Below are 17932 nucleotides of genomic sequence, written 5' to 3'. Positions count from 1 at the left end.
GGCCGGCGCGGTGTGGCTGGCGAAGGTGGTCGAGCGTGGCATGTGCCCGCCGTCGCTGGTGCAGCCGACCGAGATCCGCCGGCTACGCGACCTCACCCGCTACCGCCGTGCCCTGGTGCAGGACCGTACCCGCCAGCAGCAACGGGTCGAAAAGCTACTCGAAGTTCCCCAGATCAAGATCTCGTCGGTGCTCTCGGACCTGCACGGCGTATCCAGGCGGGCGATGATGCAAGCCCTGATCGCCAGAGAGCGGGATCCGCGGACGCTGGCCCCCAAGAGCGGTGCGCGGAAGAAGACCGACCAACTCGAAGAGGCGCTGCCCGGATTCTTCACCGACCACCACGCGACGATTCTGAAGATGATGCTCGACAACAGCGACCAGATCGGCGCCCAGAGAACCGCACGCGACGCGCTGATCGCGGACGCGACCAGCCCTTCTCCCGACACGCGACCCGCCTCGCTGATCGTCTGCATGTAGGGCGTGCGGGCACGTCCACCTGCATCGTCGGCGTGAAACACCGTTGCCGCCGCCAAGTTGATCTCCGAGACCGGGATCGACATGACCCGATTCCGGTCCTCCGCGCATCTGGTGTCGTGGGCGAAGTTCTGCCCGCAGACCCACCAGTCGGCCGGCAAGTCCATGAGCAAATCCCGTGCCCATCCACCGCCCGATCGGTGCCGTCGACGCGACGGCGGAGACTTCGGCCCGAGCGGCACGCCAAGGCGAGAGCGGTCCGCCCAAGGATCTGAGGGAGGCACACCGCGGTGGGCACGGGCGAATAGTGTCCGATCTGCCGATGTCCCAGCACCCATTGAGGGAGCCGTACTCGAAACTGCAGCGTGAGCGTGGATTCTTGCGGAAATCGGGCACGACCCTGTCATCGCTCCGCAGTACCTTATACACCCGTCGCGCGCGCCTGGACCGGTTCGCGATCCTTGGGGTTCGAGGCGCCACACGATCGATCGGGCGGACCGGCACCCTGCCAAATCAATACCGAGAGGTACGATGAACATATCGCACATTGACCAGAAACAAAGAACGGCTGGTGTGGAGAGTGGCAGACGACCAGGCGCAGATAATATCCGCCCTCGAAGGGATGACGGGCCCTCGAACCGCGGAAACCGTGGGCCGAGCCGTCGCGAGTTTGATCCACGACGGTACTTTGCGGCCAGGCTCCAGACTGCCGACTGTTCGTCAGGTCGCGCATGTGTGCGGCGTGAGTACAGGAACTATCGTCGCGGCGTGGAGCACTCTGCGGCGAGACGGTTTCGTTGAGACCCGCCGACGCGGCGGAACGATGGTGCTTGGCGCCGGACCTTCTATACGAAATGAGTCTGGCGCGCACGGGAGTGTCGACTGGTCTGCGCGCGATCTACTGTCTGGAAGCCCCGACTATGCAATGCAGCCCGACCTTTCTGCAGCCTTGCTTGCGGGGTTGAGTTCGTCTCATGAGCTGAATCGACCTGGTCGCGAGTACATCACCGAGCCTTTACTCTCCGCCGTGCAAGCCCACTGGCCCTTCCAGGCGCAGGCCTGGACGGCAGCGGGCGGGGGTTCGGAAGGGTTGATATTGGCCACCGAGGCGGCCGCCTCGGCAGGCGGCGTAGTGGCCATCGAAGAACCCGCAATGCCCGGCTTCCTCGATACGCTGTCCGAGTTGAACATTCAGCCCGTCGGCCTCTGCCGCGACTCCGAAGGCCCCCTCATTCGATCGCTTCAGGAAGCGCTCGAGCTCGAACCTGTCGCTCTCGTACTGCAGCCGGAGGGGTCGTACGCGATGGAGGGCTCGTTGAGCACTGCTCGGGCCGCCGACCTGGCGCGCGTGCTGATGAATTCACCCACTCGACCGTGGATCATCGAAGATGATGGCGTCGGCCCGTTGGCCGTCCGCCAAGCGGCCTCGCTGGGACCGTTCCTGCCCGACCACACCGTTCGCGTTCGCAGCTACTGCAAGGCATACGGCATCGATATCCGCACCTGTGTGATTGGTGGAAGTGAGCAGCTCGTCGCGGCCATCATTGACAAGCGAACTCACGGGGTCGCTATGAACAGTCGAATCTTGCAGAACACACTGGCACACCTGATCAACAGTGACGAGGCCAAATTCGCGGTGGCAGCGGCACGGGACAAGTACCGGACACGACGCGAACGATTGATCAACGCGCTCGCACGCCAAGGATTGCGGGCCCAGGCCGGTGACAACAGCCTCGTGCTGTGGGTCGAGGTCTCCGATGAAAACTCGGCCCTCATCAGTCTGGCTCGGAAAGGAATTGTGGTCGGCTCTGGTAGCAAGTCCTTCATCGGCAAGCACTCACGCGCACTGCTGCGAGTGGCGATTCCGCAGTTGCCCGACGAAGACGAGCTCGCCGAAGAGCTGGCGACAAGGATTGCAGAAGCGTCGTGCAGCAGAAATCGCGAGTACCTCGCTTAGCGTCGCCAACGACGGCCGGAAAGTTTCCAACCGTCGTTGACAGGTGTGAGGGCACACTGACCGTTTCGGTGTCACCCGGTCTGCCTCACAACCCGTAGTGCTCGCGCAACGTCGCTCCCCTGTACTCAGTCCGGTGCAACCCGCGCTTCTGCAGAAGAGGCACGACGTGGTCGACGAACACTTCGAGCCCGTCGGGCAATTCATCGACCATGATGTTGAATCCGTCAACGGCACCTTCGGTGAACCACGTTTCGATCACGTCCGCCACCTGTTCGGGCGTACCCACAACTCTTGCATGCCCGCTACCTGCCGCGAGTAGACGAGCTGCTCCTCGGGTGTCGAGGCCTCGACTTCGCACGTTCTCGATGAACACCGAGCGTTGTCCGCGGGATCCGCGTGCAGTGTCATCGCCCGGCATGAGGTCCCACGGGATTGGAGCATCCAGTGTCAGCGATTCCACCGGAACTTCCAGGGTTCTAGCCAGATTCAGAATCTGCACCGACTCGGGGATCAAGTCGGCGAGTTCTTCTTCGCGGCGGAGAGCGGCTTCTTCGGTGTCGGCGATGACCGTCATTAGCCCAGGAATCAGTTTGATGGAATTGGGCTCGCGCCCCTTCGCTGCGGCAAGTTTACGCAACGCTGTTCGACGTTCCCGGGCGCTGTCCGCGTTCAGGTGCGGGGAGTAGACCACGTCAGCGTAGGTCGCAGCCAAATCCTCTCCGTACGAAGAGGCACCGGCCTGCACGAGGACGGGCCTGCCGTGACTGAGTGGGGGGGCCTTGAGTGGTCCCTGCACCTGGAAGTGTTTGCCGACATGATCGACTGGATCGATCAATGTCGGGTCGAGGTATTCGCCGGTGGTTTTGTCCGCTACAAGAGCGCCGTCAGCCCAGGAACCCCATAGCTTGGTGACGACTTCGATGAACTCCGCCGCGCGTTCGTAACGCTCTGCCTTGGGCAGCGCGGCCTCACGTGAATAGTTGCGGGCCGCCGGATCGCCGCCGGAGACCACAATGTTCCACGCGACCCGGTCGCTGCTGGCGGCGGCGAGGCTGGCAAACTGACGTGCGAGATTGTACGGATCGTTGTACGAGGTGCTTGCGGTGGCGACGAAGCCGATCCGCTCGGTGTGCGCCGAGAGCACTGCCTGCGCAATCAGTGGATCCAAGAGACGACCGGGTGAGTTCCATTCGCGGGAACCAAAATCAACGCTGTCGGCAAGAAATATTGCATCGAGTAGGCCACGCTCGGCAATCTTTGCCACCTCGATGTAGTGGTCGATAGTGATGAAGTGGCTTCCAGGCGCGTCGGATCGTCGCCAGGGGCTCCCTACTGTCCCCCCTGGAATCAGATTCGCGTTGAGGATGACCTGTGCATCTGTTGTCATGTATTGCTCCATTCCCATTGCCAGTGAGCTAAGGAGCCGGCTGGACTTGTCGAAGCCGTTTCGCGTGTGACTGGTCGCGGCGCGTAACCAGGCGCCCGCTCTTGAGAGACTTGACAGCAGCCGGCCGATCCGGCCGATTTGTTCAATCTCAAGTCGGACCGTTCGCAATTTTGTATCATCCAAAAAGGCGGCGAATCGCGACAAATCCCAGTCGGCAGTTCCTCCGACACGTCTGCAACCTGCAGATACAAGAGTTACAATCGCACTGATTTGGTCAGTTCATAAGCACCTGTCCGATGCTTTATGTTCAACATGTGGGTCGAGAGGTGATCCATTTGATTGAACGGAGGCTCACCGTGGGCGCACATGCTCCACAAAGATTGGTCAGTACCGCGTGGCTCGAGGCTCGACTGAGTACCCCCGAGGTACACCCTGTCGAGGTTCGGTTTTCTGCCGATACCCAGGACGGGTCCCCTGGACTGATTCCGGGCTCAGTTGCGGTGCACTGGAAGAGGCTGCTGTGGGACGACTACCGGCGGGAGTTTGCCACGGCGGAGACGCTGAGCAGTCGGCTCTTCGAGCTCGGGGTGGGACAAGGCACCATACCCGTGTTCTACGGCGAGGAGCCGCAGTTCGGAGCCTATGCGCTGTGGGTACTGCAAGCGAGGGGATTGAGCGAAAACGCCCGCTACCTCGACGGTGGCCTGGAGGCCTGGCACGGCCTTGGACTCCCCCTAGGAACAGCCGTCGACGTTCCTGCACGGCTCGCTGCTGACCTACCGCTATCGATCCCGGGCGCCGACGAGATCAATCCCTTCAGCACCGTCGCCATCGGCCGCGAGGAGCTGCGTGAATCCCTCCACGACGCGCAGTCCTTGTTGATCGATATGCGATCACCTGAGGAATTCTCCGGTGAACGAGTGACACCGTGGTCGATGGGATTCGACCACGGCGCTGAGCGCGCAGGACACATTCCCGGGGCCGTTCACCTTCACATTCGCGACTTGCTTGACGATTTGGGACGAGTTAGACCTCTAGAGGAACTGCAGGCCACCTTTGAACAAGTGGGACTGGACTCCGCTCGACAGGCAATCACCTATTGCCGGCTTTCCCACCGGGCTTCGCTCGGCTGGCTCATCCTCACCGACGTCTTGAACACCCAAGGGGTGCGTGTCTACGACGGGTCATGGACGGAATGGGGCAGTGTTGTCGGGCTTCCCATCGAGCGCTGACCGGCCATACAAGAGCAGGACGTTCATATGAGTACAACTGAGGTGATGGCTGCGCCACACCGGACGGTGTCGGCCCCGAAGGGACCCACCCCTCCTCACACCTCGCGCCTTAGGGGTGTTCGAACCAGATACATTGTGCGCAAGCTCGTATCGGCGTCCGCGATGATTATCGCGGCCATCACATTGGCCTTTGTGTCCATGCATCTCGCTCCCGGCGACCCGGTGAGTGTTGTAACGGGAGACGCGAGCAATCCCGAGCTGCGCGCAACGATCGAGGCTGACTGGGGTCTCGACAAGCCACTCATTGAGCAGTATTGGGCCTATCTCACCAACGTCCTACATGGCGACTTCGGACGCTCGTACGTTCGCGGCGAGGACGTTTCGGAAATTCTCTTCGGCACGAGGTTGAGCGCTACAGCCCAGTTGGCCGGCGCTGCTCTGATCTTTGCTCTCCTGATCGCGCTTGCTTTGGCGATGACGACCGCGGGCCGCGCAGGATTCGTGCCCAAGTTGGTGCAGACCTCGGAACTGACGTTGGCGTCCATGCCGTACTTTTGGTTGGGCCTGATCTTGATCTCGGTATTCGCCTTCAATCTGCAGGTTCTTCCAGTTACCGCCGGAAACGAGATCCAACGCCTGATCATGCCCGCATTCACTCTCGCCCTCCCAACCGCCGCCGTGCTCTCTCAGGTCCTTCGCGAGGGAATGGAACGCTCACTCGAACAACCGCATTCACTGACAGCCCGAGCGCGAGGAATAGGCCCCGCAAGATTGAAATCTCGCCACGCACTCAGGCACTCTCTGATTCCGGCGACCACCCTTGCGGGCTGGATCGTCAGTGGCCTGCTTACTGGAACGGTCGTTGTCGAAGAGGTGTTCGGCCGTCCCGGGATCGGCCGCGCGACTGTCGAAGCCGTCATGTATCAGGACATTCCCGTTGTTCTCGGAGTCGCGATCTTGTCCTCGGCGGTCTATATTGTGGTCACCGTCTTGGTCGATATCAGCTATCTGTGGATCGATCCGCGACTCAAGGACCGTGTGCGATGAGTCTGTTGTCACGAACCCGGATCCCCACAGTAGGGGCGCAGTGGGGACTCTGGTTGGCGACAAGCTATCTGGCATTGGCCGCGATCGCAGTCGTGGCGCCTACGCTTCTCGCCCCCAGCGATCCGCTCGAGACGGCACTCGCCGCGGCCCATCAACAGCCTGGGTGGCAGCATCTGTTCGGTACCGACCGGCTCGGGCGCGACGTGCTTGTTCGCGTCGTTCACGGGGCACAGTATTCGCTCTTCATCGGGGGGGTCGCAACAGCTGTGGCGGTGGCTGTCGGCATCGTTCTCGGTTCGGCTGCAGGCACCGGAAATCGGATCATCGACGAAGTAGTGACACGGGTTTTCGATCTTCTGGGTTCGTTCCCAGAAATATTGTTCGCTCTCGTGCTCATCGCATTTACCGGTCCGGGCACGTGGAATCTGATCCTCGCGATCGGACTTTCGGCTGCTCCACGGTACGGCCGGGTCGTTCGGGCCGAGATCCTCGCGGTCCGCGAATCCGAGTTCGTCGCGCAGGCACGTTTGAATACCACATCGAAATTCGCCCTGACCGTGAAACACATCGTTCCTAATGCTCTTGTCACACTTCCGGTGCTCGCGACTCTGGGTCTCGGAACGAGCATTCTCGGCACAGCCACGCTCAGCTTTCTCGGGTTCGGCACACAACCGCCGTTGCCGGAATGGGGATCGATGCTGTCGGAGTCGCGTGATGACCTTCGACTGGCCTGGTGGACAGTGTTCTTTCCGGGCCTAGCTATCACAGCAACTGTCATTGCCACCACAGTGGTAGGTCGTCACCTGCACCACCGATTCGAGAGAAGATCCATCCAATGAGCGCCTCTCCCCTAATTCGCGTGGAGAACCTCCGAGTGAGCTTCGATACGAGCTCCTCACCGACTGGTACAACCGAAGTCATTCATGGAGTGAGCTTTTCCTTGCACCAAGGAGAAATCCTCGCCGTCGTCGGCGAATCCGGCTCCGGGAAGTCCGTCACCGCGCGCAGCCTCCTAGGTCTTTCTGGAATCGGTGCACGAGTGACAGCGGATCGGTTCGAGTTGTTCGACGAGGACGCCACCAAAAGCTGCGAACGCTTCTGGCGGCAGATTCGGGGGAACCGAATCGGCCTCATACTGCAGGACGCACTGACTGCACTGGATCCTTTGCGCACAATAGGAAGTGAGATCGACGAGGCGCTCACTGCACACGGACCGCGGGCTTCGCGGCGCGCACGAGTTGACCAGGTGGAATCACTGTTGCGCTCTGTGGGCATCAGCGACCCACACCTCAAACGTAGGCAGCACTCGCACCAGCTCTCGGGAGGTCAACGACAGCGTGCGCTGATTGCCTCTGCTCTAGCAGCGCAGCCTGAGGTACTCGTGGCAGACGAACCGACCACCGCTCTGGATGTGACCGTACAAAAGCGGATCCTCGATCTGCTGGCAGAGAAGGTTCGTGACGGGCGCAGCATGATTCTGGTCAGCCACGATCTTGCCGTGGTGTCCTCGATCGCCGACCGCATCATCGTGATGCGCGAGGGTCGCATCGTCGAAGAGGGCTTCGCACGCGAGGTGATTGATCAACCCAAGCATCCGTACACTCGAGCATTGATCGAGTCGATTCCCAGCCGTTCGACCAAGGGCTCCCTACTACGGGGAGGTAACGCGCCGATACGAGCGCGCTCTTCCTCGGCACCCGACAGCCCAGGCACGATGCTGCGTGTTGCGTCTATCTCGAAAACTTATCGTGCACGTAAGTCGACGGTTCGTGCAGTTGGTGACGTGTCCTTCGATCTGGCCCGTGGTCAGATTCTCGGTGTGGTCGGTGAATCGGGGTCCGGAAAGTCGACTATCGCACGAATAGTCGCAGGACTGGAGGATGCCGATTCTGGAAGTATCGAGTTCGACGGTGTTCAACTTCACGACCGCCGCGAACTGCTAGGCCAAATTCAGCTGATTGCCCAGGACTCACTCGGTTCGTTCGACCCGCGGTACACCGTGCGTGAGATCATCGCCGAAAGCGCCGCGTTAGTCTCTGACACGAGTCGTGAAAAGAACGTGCTGGTCGAACAACTGCTCGATGAGGTTCATCTTCCAGCCGGGACGGCCGATCGGCATCCACGCACATTGTCCGGTGGTCAGCGCCAGCGGGTCAATATCGCCCGGGCACTGGGCTCACGTCCGAAGTTGGTGGTGTGCGATGAGCCTGTCTCTGCGCTGGATGTATCGGTGCAGGCGCAGATCCTGGACCTCATTGCTGAGATTCGGGTCGCACACGACACGTCTTTTCTCTTCATCTCCCACGATCTGGGCGTCGTACACCATTTGTGCGACGACGTCCTCGTACTCGAGGGCGGCGCAGTCGTCGAGCATGGCGAGGCGGACACGGTTTTCACCAACCCTCGACACCCGTACACGAAGCAGTTGCTCGACTCCCTGCCCCAACTCGTCTGAATCAACCCTCTGACCACACTCCGAAGATCTAGCGAAAGCCACACCATGACAAAGCGGGTACGAAAACTCCTCGCGATCGGCGTCACCGCCGCCACCATCCTCGGGCTCGCCGCCTGCACTGCCGACCCGGAACCCGGCTCGGGAAGCGGCGCGCCCACGTCGCAACCGCAACCCGGCGGAACCTTCACTCTTGCGCTCAGCTCCTATCCTCAGCGTGGGCTCAATCCGCACTACGGCGCCTCGTTCGACGCATCGCAGGTGCTGCGAAACGTGTACGACAGTTTGGTCTCCGCGGACGAGAACGAGCAGTTTCATCCCTGGCTTGCCACAGCGTGGACAATCTCGCCTGACGGGCTCGTATACGATTTCCAATTGCGCCAGGACGTCACTTTTCAAGACGGTGAAAGGTTCGATGCACACGCCGTCAAAGCCAACATCGACCTTGCCCACAATCCGGAGTACCCGGGGTACTCCGACGTGGGCGTACTGAACTACTCCAGTGTGAACAGCGTGGAGGTCGTCGACCCTTACCGCGTCCGGATTGCTCTCAACACTCCCCGCGCCGACTTTCTCTCGACACTGTCGGGGATCGGCGGTGCAATTGTCTCGCCGAGATCGCTGTCCAACAGGGACTCGTGGGCGAGCGGAGAAGGTTTCGTGGGCACCGGCCCATTCAAGCTGGATAAGGCTGTTCCCGGGCAGGAGTTGGATTTTCGGAAGAATCCCGACTACAACTGGCCGCCGGCCACCGCGAGTCATCAAGGGCCCGCGTATGTCGATGAACTCGTCGTCAAGTACATTCCAGAGGCCTCGACCCGCGCCGGCCTACTCGAAAGTGGCGAGGTAGACGCGATCGGCACGGTCAAGGCCGAGGATATCGGGCTTTTTCAGGGAATCTCCGGTTATCAGTACGAACAAAAGGGCTCCAGCGGATCACCCAAGCTCCTGTATCTGAATGTCACAAATGGACCCACCATGGACAAGCGGGTCCGGCAGGCACTCACAACAGGTGTCGACCTGAATTCCGTAATTCAGAACGTTACACGAGGCACCCAGGACCGGGCGTGGAGCATAATTTCGCCCCAAAGTCGGTACTTCGATGGAAAGTACCAAGGCTCGAATTCCGTGAACATCGTCCGCGCGAACACCGTGCTGGACGAAGCGGGCTGGCGGGATCGCGACAGCGACAACTATCGTGTTAATTCCGCGGGCGATCGTTTGACGATTCGCGTCCTGGCGAGTGTGCCGGGGTACCCGGAAGACGACTTTCTCAAGGCGTGGCAAGCAGAATTGCGGCAAAATCTCGGCGTCGAAGTTGAGTTGAAATATGTCGAGAACGCGCTCGTGTACGACCTGTTGGCGCAGAATCAGTACGAAGCCTTTCCTCGGCAAGTTGGAGGACTCGACCTATCTCTGCAGTTGAACCGCGGATTTGGATCGGTCACCCCCGACATCAAATACGGTCAAGTCGACGGAATTACGCTCGGATCGGTAGTTGCCGGCTCGAAACTCGCCGACAAACAGGTTGACGAATGGCTCTTGAACGCAACGAAGGCCACCGACCAGGACGCACGAAAGCAATGGTTTGACAAAATCGCTCAGTATGTCCACGACAACGCGGTCGCCATTCCCCTCTACACAGACCGAAACAGTGCCGCGGCCACCGCCAACGTCCACGGGTTGCACACCCTGTTCGATGCACCTCGCAACGTTGTGAACGGATGGTCATACGACATCGCTGTCGACCGCTGACTCGAAGACAGATTTTGTGACATCGCCGGTTTCCAGAAGATAAATCAGACGCGTCTATATCCCAGGCAGTACGGTCGCGCGTCTAAATTGTGAAGTTTCTTGATCATCGCCTCCAGCCCATCCGTGCGCAAGTAGCTTTCATCGGAATACAACCCGGCAATTTCTACCTTACGACCTTCAACCCCCCGCGATAATGCAACGCACTTTTAATCAACGCTGAGTCGGGACATTACTTATCAGCGTGCGACCGACGAATTTCGGACTGCCTTGTGCTGCGACCACCACTGCAGCCATTCATTGGAGAGGTCATCCGCTTGTCCACTGGATGACGTCGATATCCATGAGTTCTGCCCCCGAAGTACGAATGGAAGAATCATGACGATAAACGAGAAGTTTCCACCTAGAAAAAACTTCAAATGGGCGAACTATCCAGGGAAGGTTGGCGCCGGAATAGCCGAGTCTGATTTCGGAACCGCCCCTGCAGTTGCGCAGGAACTGCATTCAGCCATCGACGATGGATATACCGGATACACGCCAGATCATGTCTATAGAGACCATTTGTCGACCTATGCCGATTTCCTCAGGGGAAGGTACGAGTGGAAAGTTGACGAATTCGCGATTCGACTCGCCGATGACGTGCAGAGCGCCTACGAAGCGGTGATTCGCCACTTCACGCGTCATGGATCGTATGTGATAGTGCCGACTCCGGCTTACGCTCCATTCACTCGAATTCCGGAGCGTCTAGGCAGGAATGTCGTTGAAGTCCCGATGCTCCGACGGGAGAGTCAGTACAGTCTCGACCTGGACGCAATCTCTCAAGCATTCGAAAGAGGCGGCGAACTTCTAGTCCTCTGCAACCCCCACAACCCCACTGGGACCGTTCTTGGAACTGACCAGCTGCTCGCCTTGTCCGAGGTAATTTCACATTACAACGGAGCTGTCTTCGCAGACGAGGTGTGGGCACCAATCGTCTACAGTGGAAAACACGTACCGTACGCTTCGGTGTCCGATACTACTGAGGCTCACACGATTACGGCTTCCTCACCGTCGAAGGGCTGGAACTTGTCGGGACTCAAATGCGCGCAGATCGTTCTCTCCAATCCCAGAGACCAAAAACGTTGGGATGATCTGGCACTATTTCCGCCATCGGCGAACAGCATACTGGGAGTAATTGGAGCAACCGCCGCCTACGGTTCAGGTGCGGAATGGCTTGACGACACCGTTGCGAGGCTGGCAGTCAACCGAAACCTGCTTGCCCGCCTCCTCGAAGACCGCCTGCCGGGTGTATGGCCGACCACACCGTCAGCGACCTATCTTGCGTGGCTCGACTTCACCGGATGGGGCCGAGGATCCTCCCCTGGAGCCGCGCTGGATGAACGAGCAAAGGTGATCGTCAATCACGGCGAAGATTATGGCGTCGACTGGCGCGAGTTCGTTCGATTCAACTACGCAATGTGCGAAATCCGCCTATCGCAAGCGGTCGACTCCATCGCTACGGCATTCGGGCGCTGACGTGTTTGAGCACGCTCCTTGGTGGGGCAAGGGGTCCTACGTAGACCTGCAACCTCCCTCGTCACAAGATTTTCCCCTATCTGACGATAGTGAACTCGACCCCGACACGCCTGTAGGATGTCAAGCTCCTGGCCAATCTGCTGGGCTTCGCCCATACCACTGCGGAGATATTTCGCCAAGCAGGAACTGGACACGCGCAGGACGCCATTCGCCTGGCAGGCGCGGGTGTGGGCACGCTCCACCGACACTTCCCGACCTCGGAGGCCCTCATCGACGCCGCCTACAGGCATCGACTCGCCCGCATGCGTGAGGAGGCAACCGAACCTTCATCCGCACGCCCGCCGAGGCCATCCGGATATGGATGAAACATGGAACACCTTGAATCGCGCGGTCATCGCCTCCGGTGTCGACCCATCTGCTGACAATGCGCACTTCTCACCGACGCCGGCGCTATTCTCCTCAACCCGGCACCAGGGATAGCCCGCGCACCGACGTCACCGTCGATGACGTCGTCCTCTTCTTGTAGACGCGCTGACCAGGGATTTGACTGCGAGCTGACCCAGACCGCCGAACGCACGCGGAGGACACTCCTGTCCATTCATCGAGCGGCGCTGTCACTCGTGAGTCTCTGGACGCAACGACGCGCACCGAGCACCGTGGATGAGCCGGTGGGTCTCGGCCGAACCACCCACATCCCGGATCCTCAACCCCGGTGTAAATCTGCCCACCTCGACGGTCTTTCGCTAGGAGTTCTATGTCGGGCCGGCGTGGCACACCTGTAGCTTCGCTGCGATCGTGGCCAGGGCTCTACGGTCAGTTGCGCTGAGCGTGTCGAGCACCAGTCGTCACACTGACGCGCATGCGTGGGCGTTGCCGCGACGACCACCCATCGTCGTCCTAGCTTTGGCCTAGCGGCCCTCTGCCATGACACGTCTTTCATTACGATGGCAGACAAACTGCGTGGATTGGGAGGCGTCAGAGTGGGCGAAGCGAAAGACCAGCCAGCTGTGGAACAGCTCGAGTTAGGAGCGGTGTTCGCGGCTCTTGCGGACCCACATCGGCGATCGATTGTCGAGGACCTTCTTCGGGAACCGGATGGGGCTCGGCGCAAGTGCTCAAGCTTCGGGGTGGGGGTCTCCCGGTCGACGATGACCCACCAATTCAAGGTTCTCCGTGAGTCGGGCCTGATCACTCAGTTCGACTACCGCAACCGAGCCGAGGTGATGCTGCGTCGAGCAGATCTCGACGCACGTTTTCCAGGGCTGCTTGATCTTGTAGCAGCTGGTAGCAAACGGCGAGCGTCCGCTCCGGAAGACGCCTCGGCTCGCGGCTAGCTTCTGTGGTGTGTCGACGCCAGCGACCCGTTTAGGGCTCTCGGAGGGAGTCCTAAACGGCAGCGGAGTAGGGAAGCCAGATTGCACAGCCCAAAGCTCACATCAGTCGCGAGAAGCAGGTTGTGTCCATGAAGATTGTGTACGGACCGGATTCGGATCTGACCGGCGTGTCGTAGCCCCAGTGAACGCGGCGTGACTCAGACCGACCATGGTCACTCGATAAAGCACCACGCGATGACCAGTGCCCACGACTTCGAGGATCGCCCGCTAGCCCTCGGCGTTGACCCCGGCCGCGACCAGTGCGTGCATGTTGACCACCCCGCCCGTTCTCCCGGACCTTGAGCACCAAGGGCGTCCGCGGCGACGAATTGCGTGGCCGGCATCCAGGGTCGGCTGCGGAACGCCTCCACCTTCGCGTCGAGGTCATCGGCCATCACGGCCACCTTGGATTTCGACAGGCTGAGGATGCCGAGGGACTCGACGACCTTCTCCATCCGTCGGGGTCGAGACACCGAGCAGGTCGCAGGTGGCCACCACCGAGGTCAGGGCACGTTCGGCACGCTTGCGGCGCTGCAGCAACCGAGCACGGCGAACTGTGGGTATGGCCGCCGAGGTTCTCGTCCGAGAGCAGTCGATCGCGGTACAGCCCAAAAGTAAACTCTCGATCCGCGGCACCCCGCTGTTCGGTAACCTCCCAAATACAGGACGTGGCGGGGCACGGTGCCACGTTTCTTCCATCTCGACACGACAGATGCGAGCAGCTCGGTGAGGGCGGCCAGGGCCACCCGTCCCGGCCTGAAGAACTAGCCCCCCGGGATGCGGGGCATCGTCCGTCGTGAACGGCCGCATCCCGGTGGGCCCATGCGCGGGCAGCCCTGATCGTGGGCACAACGGCCTCGACGTCGCCAGCGAGGGCGGTGATCAGTCGTGACACTGTCGGGTCGGAGGCGCCGGCCCAAACAGCTCCGGCTGGGCGCGCTGCGGATCCTCACCGTCGCAGGACGAGCCATCCGCACGGGCCGGAAACAACTACTCCGACTTCCAGAGGCTCGCCCTACAACCACCGCATCGATACCGCCTGGACCACGCTCCGCATCGCCCCCACCGACCACCCACGGAGAACTGGCGAAGCAGCGCCGGTGAGCTCCCGCACGCCATGCCCGAAGGACCTCACTACCGGCCATCTATTCGAAGGTCAGTGCGCAAGACGAAGATCGAGACTAGGCTCAGCTCGTGAGCTCAATATAAGTGCGCCAGCGCAGTGTCGGCGTCGAATCCGGCGAAGTCGTCGAGCGCACCGTCACGCAGTCGGCTGACCCAACCAGGATCGGCAAGCAACGCCCGACCGATGGCGACGATATCGAATTCGCCCGCATCGAATTGGTCGAGCAGCCGGCAAACCGGGGCCGGGGAGATCCGCTTTGCCTCGCCGAGCGAGAACCCGAACTCGGTGTCCAGACCCACCGAGCCTACTGCGATGACCGGCAGCCCGGTCAGCTTCTTGGCCCAGCCCGCCATACCCAGCCGTGGATCGTCATCGGGAAAAGCAGGCTGATAGTGGCGACGAGTGGACGGGTGCAGCACATCGACCCCGGCCTCGACCAAGGGGGTGAGTAACTTCTCGAGATCGCTTGGAGAGTAAGCCAATTGGGCGTCATAGCGGTTGATCTTCCATTGCGAGAACCGGAAGATGATCGGGAAACCCGAACCGACAGCCTCCCGCACCGCAGCCACCACCTCGGCAGGAAACCGGGTACGTGCAGTGAGTGTTCCGCCGTAGCCGTCGGTGCGGCGATTAGTGTTCCCCCAGAGGAATTGGTCGAGCAAATAGCCGTGACCGCCGTGCACTTCAACGGCGTCGAATCCGGCGTCACGCGCGTTGCGGGCAGCCTTCGCATACACGTCGGCGAGCGCACCGAGCTCGTCGATGCGCAACGCCCGCCCGACCTGGTTACCTGCAACGTCGATACCCGATGGGCTGACCGCCTCCTGTCCTTCCCTCGCACCGTCGAGGACGTCGCGCTGCGAGCCCTCGTGCCACAGTTGAGCCGCGATAGCGCCGCCCTCGGCATGCACGGCATCGGTCACCGCGCGCCAACTCCGCAATACCTCGGCCCCATCGATAAGCGGAACGCTGTCCGGCCCAGCCGCCGGATGCGGGATGCGCACGCCCTCAGTGATGATCAGCGCGGTTCCACCTGCGGCCCGGCGGGCGTAGTAGGCGGCCACGTCCGGGCCCGGCACACCATCTGGGGACGCGAACCTAGTCATCGGGGCCATTGCGAACCGGTTCGGCAGTGTCAGCGTGCCCACGCTCACCGGCGTGAACAAGGATTGCAGCCGCTTGTCGTCAATCACTTCCACTCTCAATCCCTCACCCTAGACAGCGCGTTAATATCCTGTTTCACTCGGGCCTCTTTCTCCGGGTGGACGCGTGGGACGGCGCCAACCCAGGTAAGCGTGAGATCCATCTCGATCGTCCCTATCTCTGCATCGGGTGCCCCGCCGAAAGCTGCGGCCACCCGTTCTTCTGATACTGCACACTTCCGCAGAGCCTTAGTGAATGGTGTTCAAACCTTGAACGGCTCAAGTCCGCCCCGGCGAGGAGGAACTGCGCCGCGGGCGTCACCGCCTCGGCCAATTCCGGAGTATTGCCCGCGCTGCTGGCGCCGCGAGAGCGGCCAAGGACACCGAGCCCGGGATGACGGCGGGCTTTCGATCCACAGTGCTCTCGGCGAGAACCGCGCCAACAGTCGACTGGGCATACGGGCGTCGAACACGGACGGCATGGCGCCGTGCCACAGAAGCGCCAGGTCGACTCCTGTCGTCGGCGGTGACCATGCCCGCGACAGTGCGCCCACCTTGAGGCCCACGCGCGCCCTTGTCGGTCGGCACTGCCAGACCGTCGTCGGCAGGGCTCCGAGTCCGCATCGCTGGGCCAACCCCAACGCCGGAACCAACCCGGCCGAGGCAAGAAGACTGCGGTCCTCGAACGCCGGACGGTCACCGGGCGGGTACGGGATAGTGCACCTCAGAGACGCTCCCCGTTCTGGGACCGGACCTTAGACAAGCCCAATCCTCCAAAAACGTAGAGATATCTCGCCGTCACGACCCACCCCGTACCCTCTGGTCGGGTCGCCCGGGGGAATCGCACCCCGGGCTCCCAACAGATCCCGGCGCGACAGTCTCCCGTCACCGGACTCTTGTCATTCTGGTCACCAGACAGACGAGACGGATGGAGCCCATTTCCAATGCGCGAACATGCGGGGACACCGTGCGATGATCCCCTGCCAGCACTCGATGGTTTCTTCTCCGCTCGCAGCCGTTTGTATTCCTTGCGGATCCACCGCACCAAGTAGGCGTCGATGCGTGAGAGGACTTGATACAAGGCAGAGCGGTGAAACGCCCCGTAATACTGCATCCAGCCCGCACGATCGGATTGATGCGTCGCTCGGCGTGGCCGAAAGGCGTGACCGGAGCGGGTCTGCAGCCGCCAGGACCGCACCGCCGCACCGATCTTCTTCACAGCGTCCTTGCCGACCGCGAGCAGGAACGCGCTGAAGTGCTCACCATTCCTGTTCGGCGCCCTGCGCTGACGGAACGTGAACCCCAAAAGCGTGAACGACGTGTGCTCGCGCGAGCCGCGCCGCGTGCCGTCCTTGCAGTAGACGATCCGTGTCTTGTCAGGATGCAACCGCAACCCGACCTGCCCCATCCTGTTTGCTCAGCGACAGGCATGGCCGTTACAGTAGATCGGCGTTCTCACGAGGTTCAGCGCTGAGGTCTCACATCTCGTATCCGGGTTCCAGTGAGGTCAAGAAGCCGATACTGCACGCTCACACCATCACTCGGGCCCGGCCTGACGGTCCTCCCGGTGTTACTGACGAAGAGGGGTATCACCGGATTGGACGCGCTGCCCACTCGTAGCCCAGTGGTCGACCTCGGACATTTCGGCCATCCCGGGTGCGTAGGCGGCGATGTCTTCCGGGCGCGCCAAGCCGGCGCCGCCGGATGCGTAAGAACCACCATCGATGGCCAGGTTGAGCCCCGTAACCCAGGAGGCCTCGTCTGAGGCCAGATATACAGCCGCGCTGGCAATATCTTCGGGTTGCCCAAGGCGCGGAATCAGATTCGGTGTCATGGTAACGCGCCGTTGTTCGGTGCCTTCCGTGCCGTAGAACAGCAGGCCGTTCGGGGTTGCCACACAGCCTGGTGAGATCGTGTTCACCCGGATGTTCGCGCTGGCCACTTCGTTCGTCAGGCAGCTTGCCAACCGGATGACACCAGCTTTGGCCACCGAGTAGGCCTGGATGATGGGGAGGTTGCCCGGGTACCCCGTCCCTATATCGGAACCGGCCACCGAGCCCATGAAGATGATGCTGCCGCCGCCGCGTGCGCGGAGGTGGGGAATGGCGTGTTTGGAGACCAGGAAGGGAACGGTCAGTGTGTGGTCGAGGGTGAATTTCCAGCCGCGAGGCTGGAGTCTTCGACTGTTCCCAATCGTAACTGCATCGCGCTGTTGTGTAGGACGTCGATGCCGCCGAATTTCTCGACGGCGAACTCGAGTAGCTGGTGCGCGTCCTCCTCGTTCGAGAGGTCGATTGGGTGCAGCGATTCCATCCGTCCGCCGGCCGCGCGCACGATTGCGAGCGTTTCCTCGGCGGCTTCCGCGTTGATGTCGCACCCGACGATCGACGCTCCTTCGGCCGCGAACCGTAACGCGACCTGCCGCGCCATTCCGCGGCCGGTACCGGTGATTACGGCGACTTTGCCCTCCAGAC

The 17932-nt window shown here is 61.3% G+C and carries 11 protein-coding genes and 5 pseudogenes; 10 read left to right on the top strand and 6 right to left on the bottom strand.

Annotated features, from left to right (window positions below):
* Positions 1-10 precede the first annotated feature (10 nt).
* From OYT95_RS42065 to OYT95_RS42060, 4 genes and pseudogenes are all read left to right on the top strand, one after another.
* Entirely contained in the window at positions 11-478 is a 468-nt protein-coding gene (locus OYT95_RS42065) for a hypothetical protein (protein ID WP_081792473.1), read from the top strand.
* 54 nt (positions 479-532) lie between these two features.
* A pseudogene (locus tag OYT95_RS44945) lies at positions 533-844 on the top strand (transposase); the annotation flags it as partial.
* A 253-nt stretch (positions 845-1097) separates the two neighbouring features.
* A pseudogene (locus OYT95_RS44940) lies at positions 1098-1292 on the top strand (GntR family transcriptional regulator); the annotation flags it as partial.
* 108 nt (positions 1293-1400) lie between these two features.
* Entirely contained in the window at positions 1401-2432 is a 1032-nt protein-coding gene (locus OYT95_RS42060; protein WP_255221590.1) for an aminotransferase class I/II-fold pyridoxal phosphate-dependent enzyme, read from the top strand.
* An 85-nt stretch (positions 2433-2517) separates the two neighbouring features.
* Here the strand turns inward: OYT95_RS42060 and OYT95_RS42055 are convergent, their stop codons facing one another.
* Positions 2518-3819 (bottom strand): NtaA/DmoA family FMN-dependent monooxygenase, encoded by a 1302-nt coding sequence (locus OYT95_RS42055; protein ID WP_037235904.1) that lies wholly within the window; start codon positions 3817-3819, stop codon positions 2518-2520.
* Positions 3820-4115: 296 nt separating this feature from the next.
* On the opposite strand from OYT95_RS42055, the gene OYT95_RS42050 reads away from it, so the two are divergent.
* The 6 genes from OYT95_RS42050 (at position 4116) to OYT95_RS42025 (ending at position 11817) form a co-directional block, all read left to right on the top strand.
* Positions 4116-5051: a sulfurtransferase gene (locus tag OYT95_RS42050; RefSeq protein ID WP_081792476.1), complete on the top strand. Its 936-nt coding sequence runs from the start codon at positions 4116-4118 to the stop codon at positions 5049-5051.
* Between the two features lie 135 nt (positions 5052-5186).
* Entirely contained in the window at positions 5187-6098 is a 912-nt protein-coding gene (locus OYT95_RS42045) for an ABC transporter permease (protein WP_052033372.1), read from the top strand.
* Positions 6099-6151: 53 nt separating this feature from the next.
* Positions 6152-6937 (top strand): ABC transporter permease, encoded by a 786-nt coding sequence (locus OYT95_RS42040; RefSeq protein WP_268792473.1) that lies wholly within the window; start codon positions 6152-6154, stop codon positions 6935-6937.
* A gap of 35 nt (positions 6938-6972) precedes the next feature.
* The gene (locus tag OYT95_RS42035) at positions 6973-8553 is read left to right on the top strand and encodes a dipeptide ABC transporter ATP-binding protein (protein ID WP_306303773.1); all 1581 of its coding nucleotides are present in this window, start codon (positions 6973-6975) and stop codon (positions 8551-8553) included.
* Positions 8554-8598: 45 nt separating this feature from the next.
* Positions 8599-10305: an ABC transporter substrate-binding protein gene (locus tag OYT95_RS42030; RefSeq protein ID WP_052033373.1), complete on the top strand. Its 1707-nt coding sequence runs from the start codon at positions 8599-8601 to the stop codon at positions 10303-10305.
* Positions 10306-10680: 375 nt separating this feature from the next.
* On the top strand, positions 10681-11817 hold the full coding sequence (locus OYT95_RS42025) for a MalY/PatB family protein (RefSeq protein WP_081792478.1): 1137 nt from the start codon (positions 10681-10683) through the stop codon (positions 11815-11817).
* Positions 11818-13421: 1604 nt separating this feature from the next.
* Here OYT95_RS42025 and OYT95_RS42015 read toward each other — a convergent pair.
* The 5 genes and pseudogenes from OYT95_RS42015 to OYT95_RS41995 form a co-directional block, all read right to left on the bottom strand.
* Positions 13422-13757 (bottom strand): annotated as a pseudogene (locus tag OYT95_RS42015) (transposase); the annotation flags it as partial.
* 633 nt (positions 13758-14390) lie between these two features.
* Positions 14391-15515, bottom strand: coding sequence for an oxidoreductase (locus OYT95_RS42010; RefSeq protein ID WP_255221592.1), 1125 nt, complete (start codon positions 15513-15515; stop codon positions 14391-14393).
* Positions 15516-15887: 372 nt separating this feature from the next.
* A pseudogene (locus OYT95_RS42005) lies at positions 15888-16176 on the bottom strand (IS1380 family transposase); the annotation flags it as partial.
* Positions 16177-16182: 6 nt separating this feature from the next.
* Positions 16183-16866 (bottom strand): group II intron maturase-specific domain-containing protein, encoded by a 684-nt coding sequence (locus tag OYT95_RS42000; protein WP_217999448.1) that lies wholly within the window; start codon positions 16864-16866, stop codon positions 16183-16185.
* A 162-nt stretch (positions 16867-17028) separates the two neighbouring features.
* A pseudogene (locus OYT95_RS41995) lies at positions 17029-17882 on the bottom strand (SDR family NAD(P)-dependent oxidoreductase); the annotation flags it as partial.
* Between the last annotated feature and the right edge of the window lie 50 nt (positions 17883-17932).

The sequence above is a fragment of the Rhodococcus sp. JS3073 genome (genome assembly GCF_026810085.1).
Classification (GTDB): Bacteria; Actinomycetota; Actinomycetes; order Mycobacteriales; family Mycobacteriaceae; genus Rhodococcus_F; species Rhodococcus_F wratislaviensis.
The sequence above is the reverse complement of the archived record's forward strand: the minus strand, read 5'-3'. Positions and strand labels throughout refer to the sequence as shown.

Excerpts from the sequence above, each read along its gene's own strand:
- OYT95_RS42055 (WP_037235904.1), bottom strand. The coding sequence starts at position 3,819 with ATGACAACAGATGCACAGGTCATCCTCAACGCGAATCTGATTCCAGGG.
- OYT95_RS42050 (WP_081792476.1), top strand. The coding sequence starts at position 4,116 with ATGCTTTATGTTCAACATGTGGGTCGAGAGGTGATCCATTTGATTGAA.
- OYT95_RS42030 (WP_052033373.1), top strand. The coding sequence starts at position 8,599 with ATGACAAAGCGGGTACGAAAACTCCTCGCGATCGGCGTCACCGCCGCC.
- OYT95_RS42000 (WP_217999448.1), bottom strand. The coding sequence starts at position 16,866 with ATGGGGCAGGTCGGGTTGCGGTTGCATCCTGACAAGACACGGATCGTC.
- OYT95_RS42025 (WP_081792478.1), top strand. The coding sequence starts at position 10,681 with ATGACGATAAACGAGAAGTTTCCACCTAGAAAAAACTTCAAATGGGCG.
- OYT95_RS42060 (WP_255221590.1), top strand. The coding sequence starts at position 1,401 with ATGCAGCCCGACCTTTCTGCAGCCTTGCTTGCGGGGTTGAGTTCGTCT.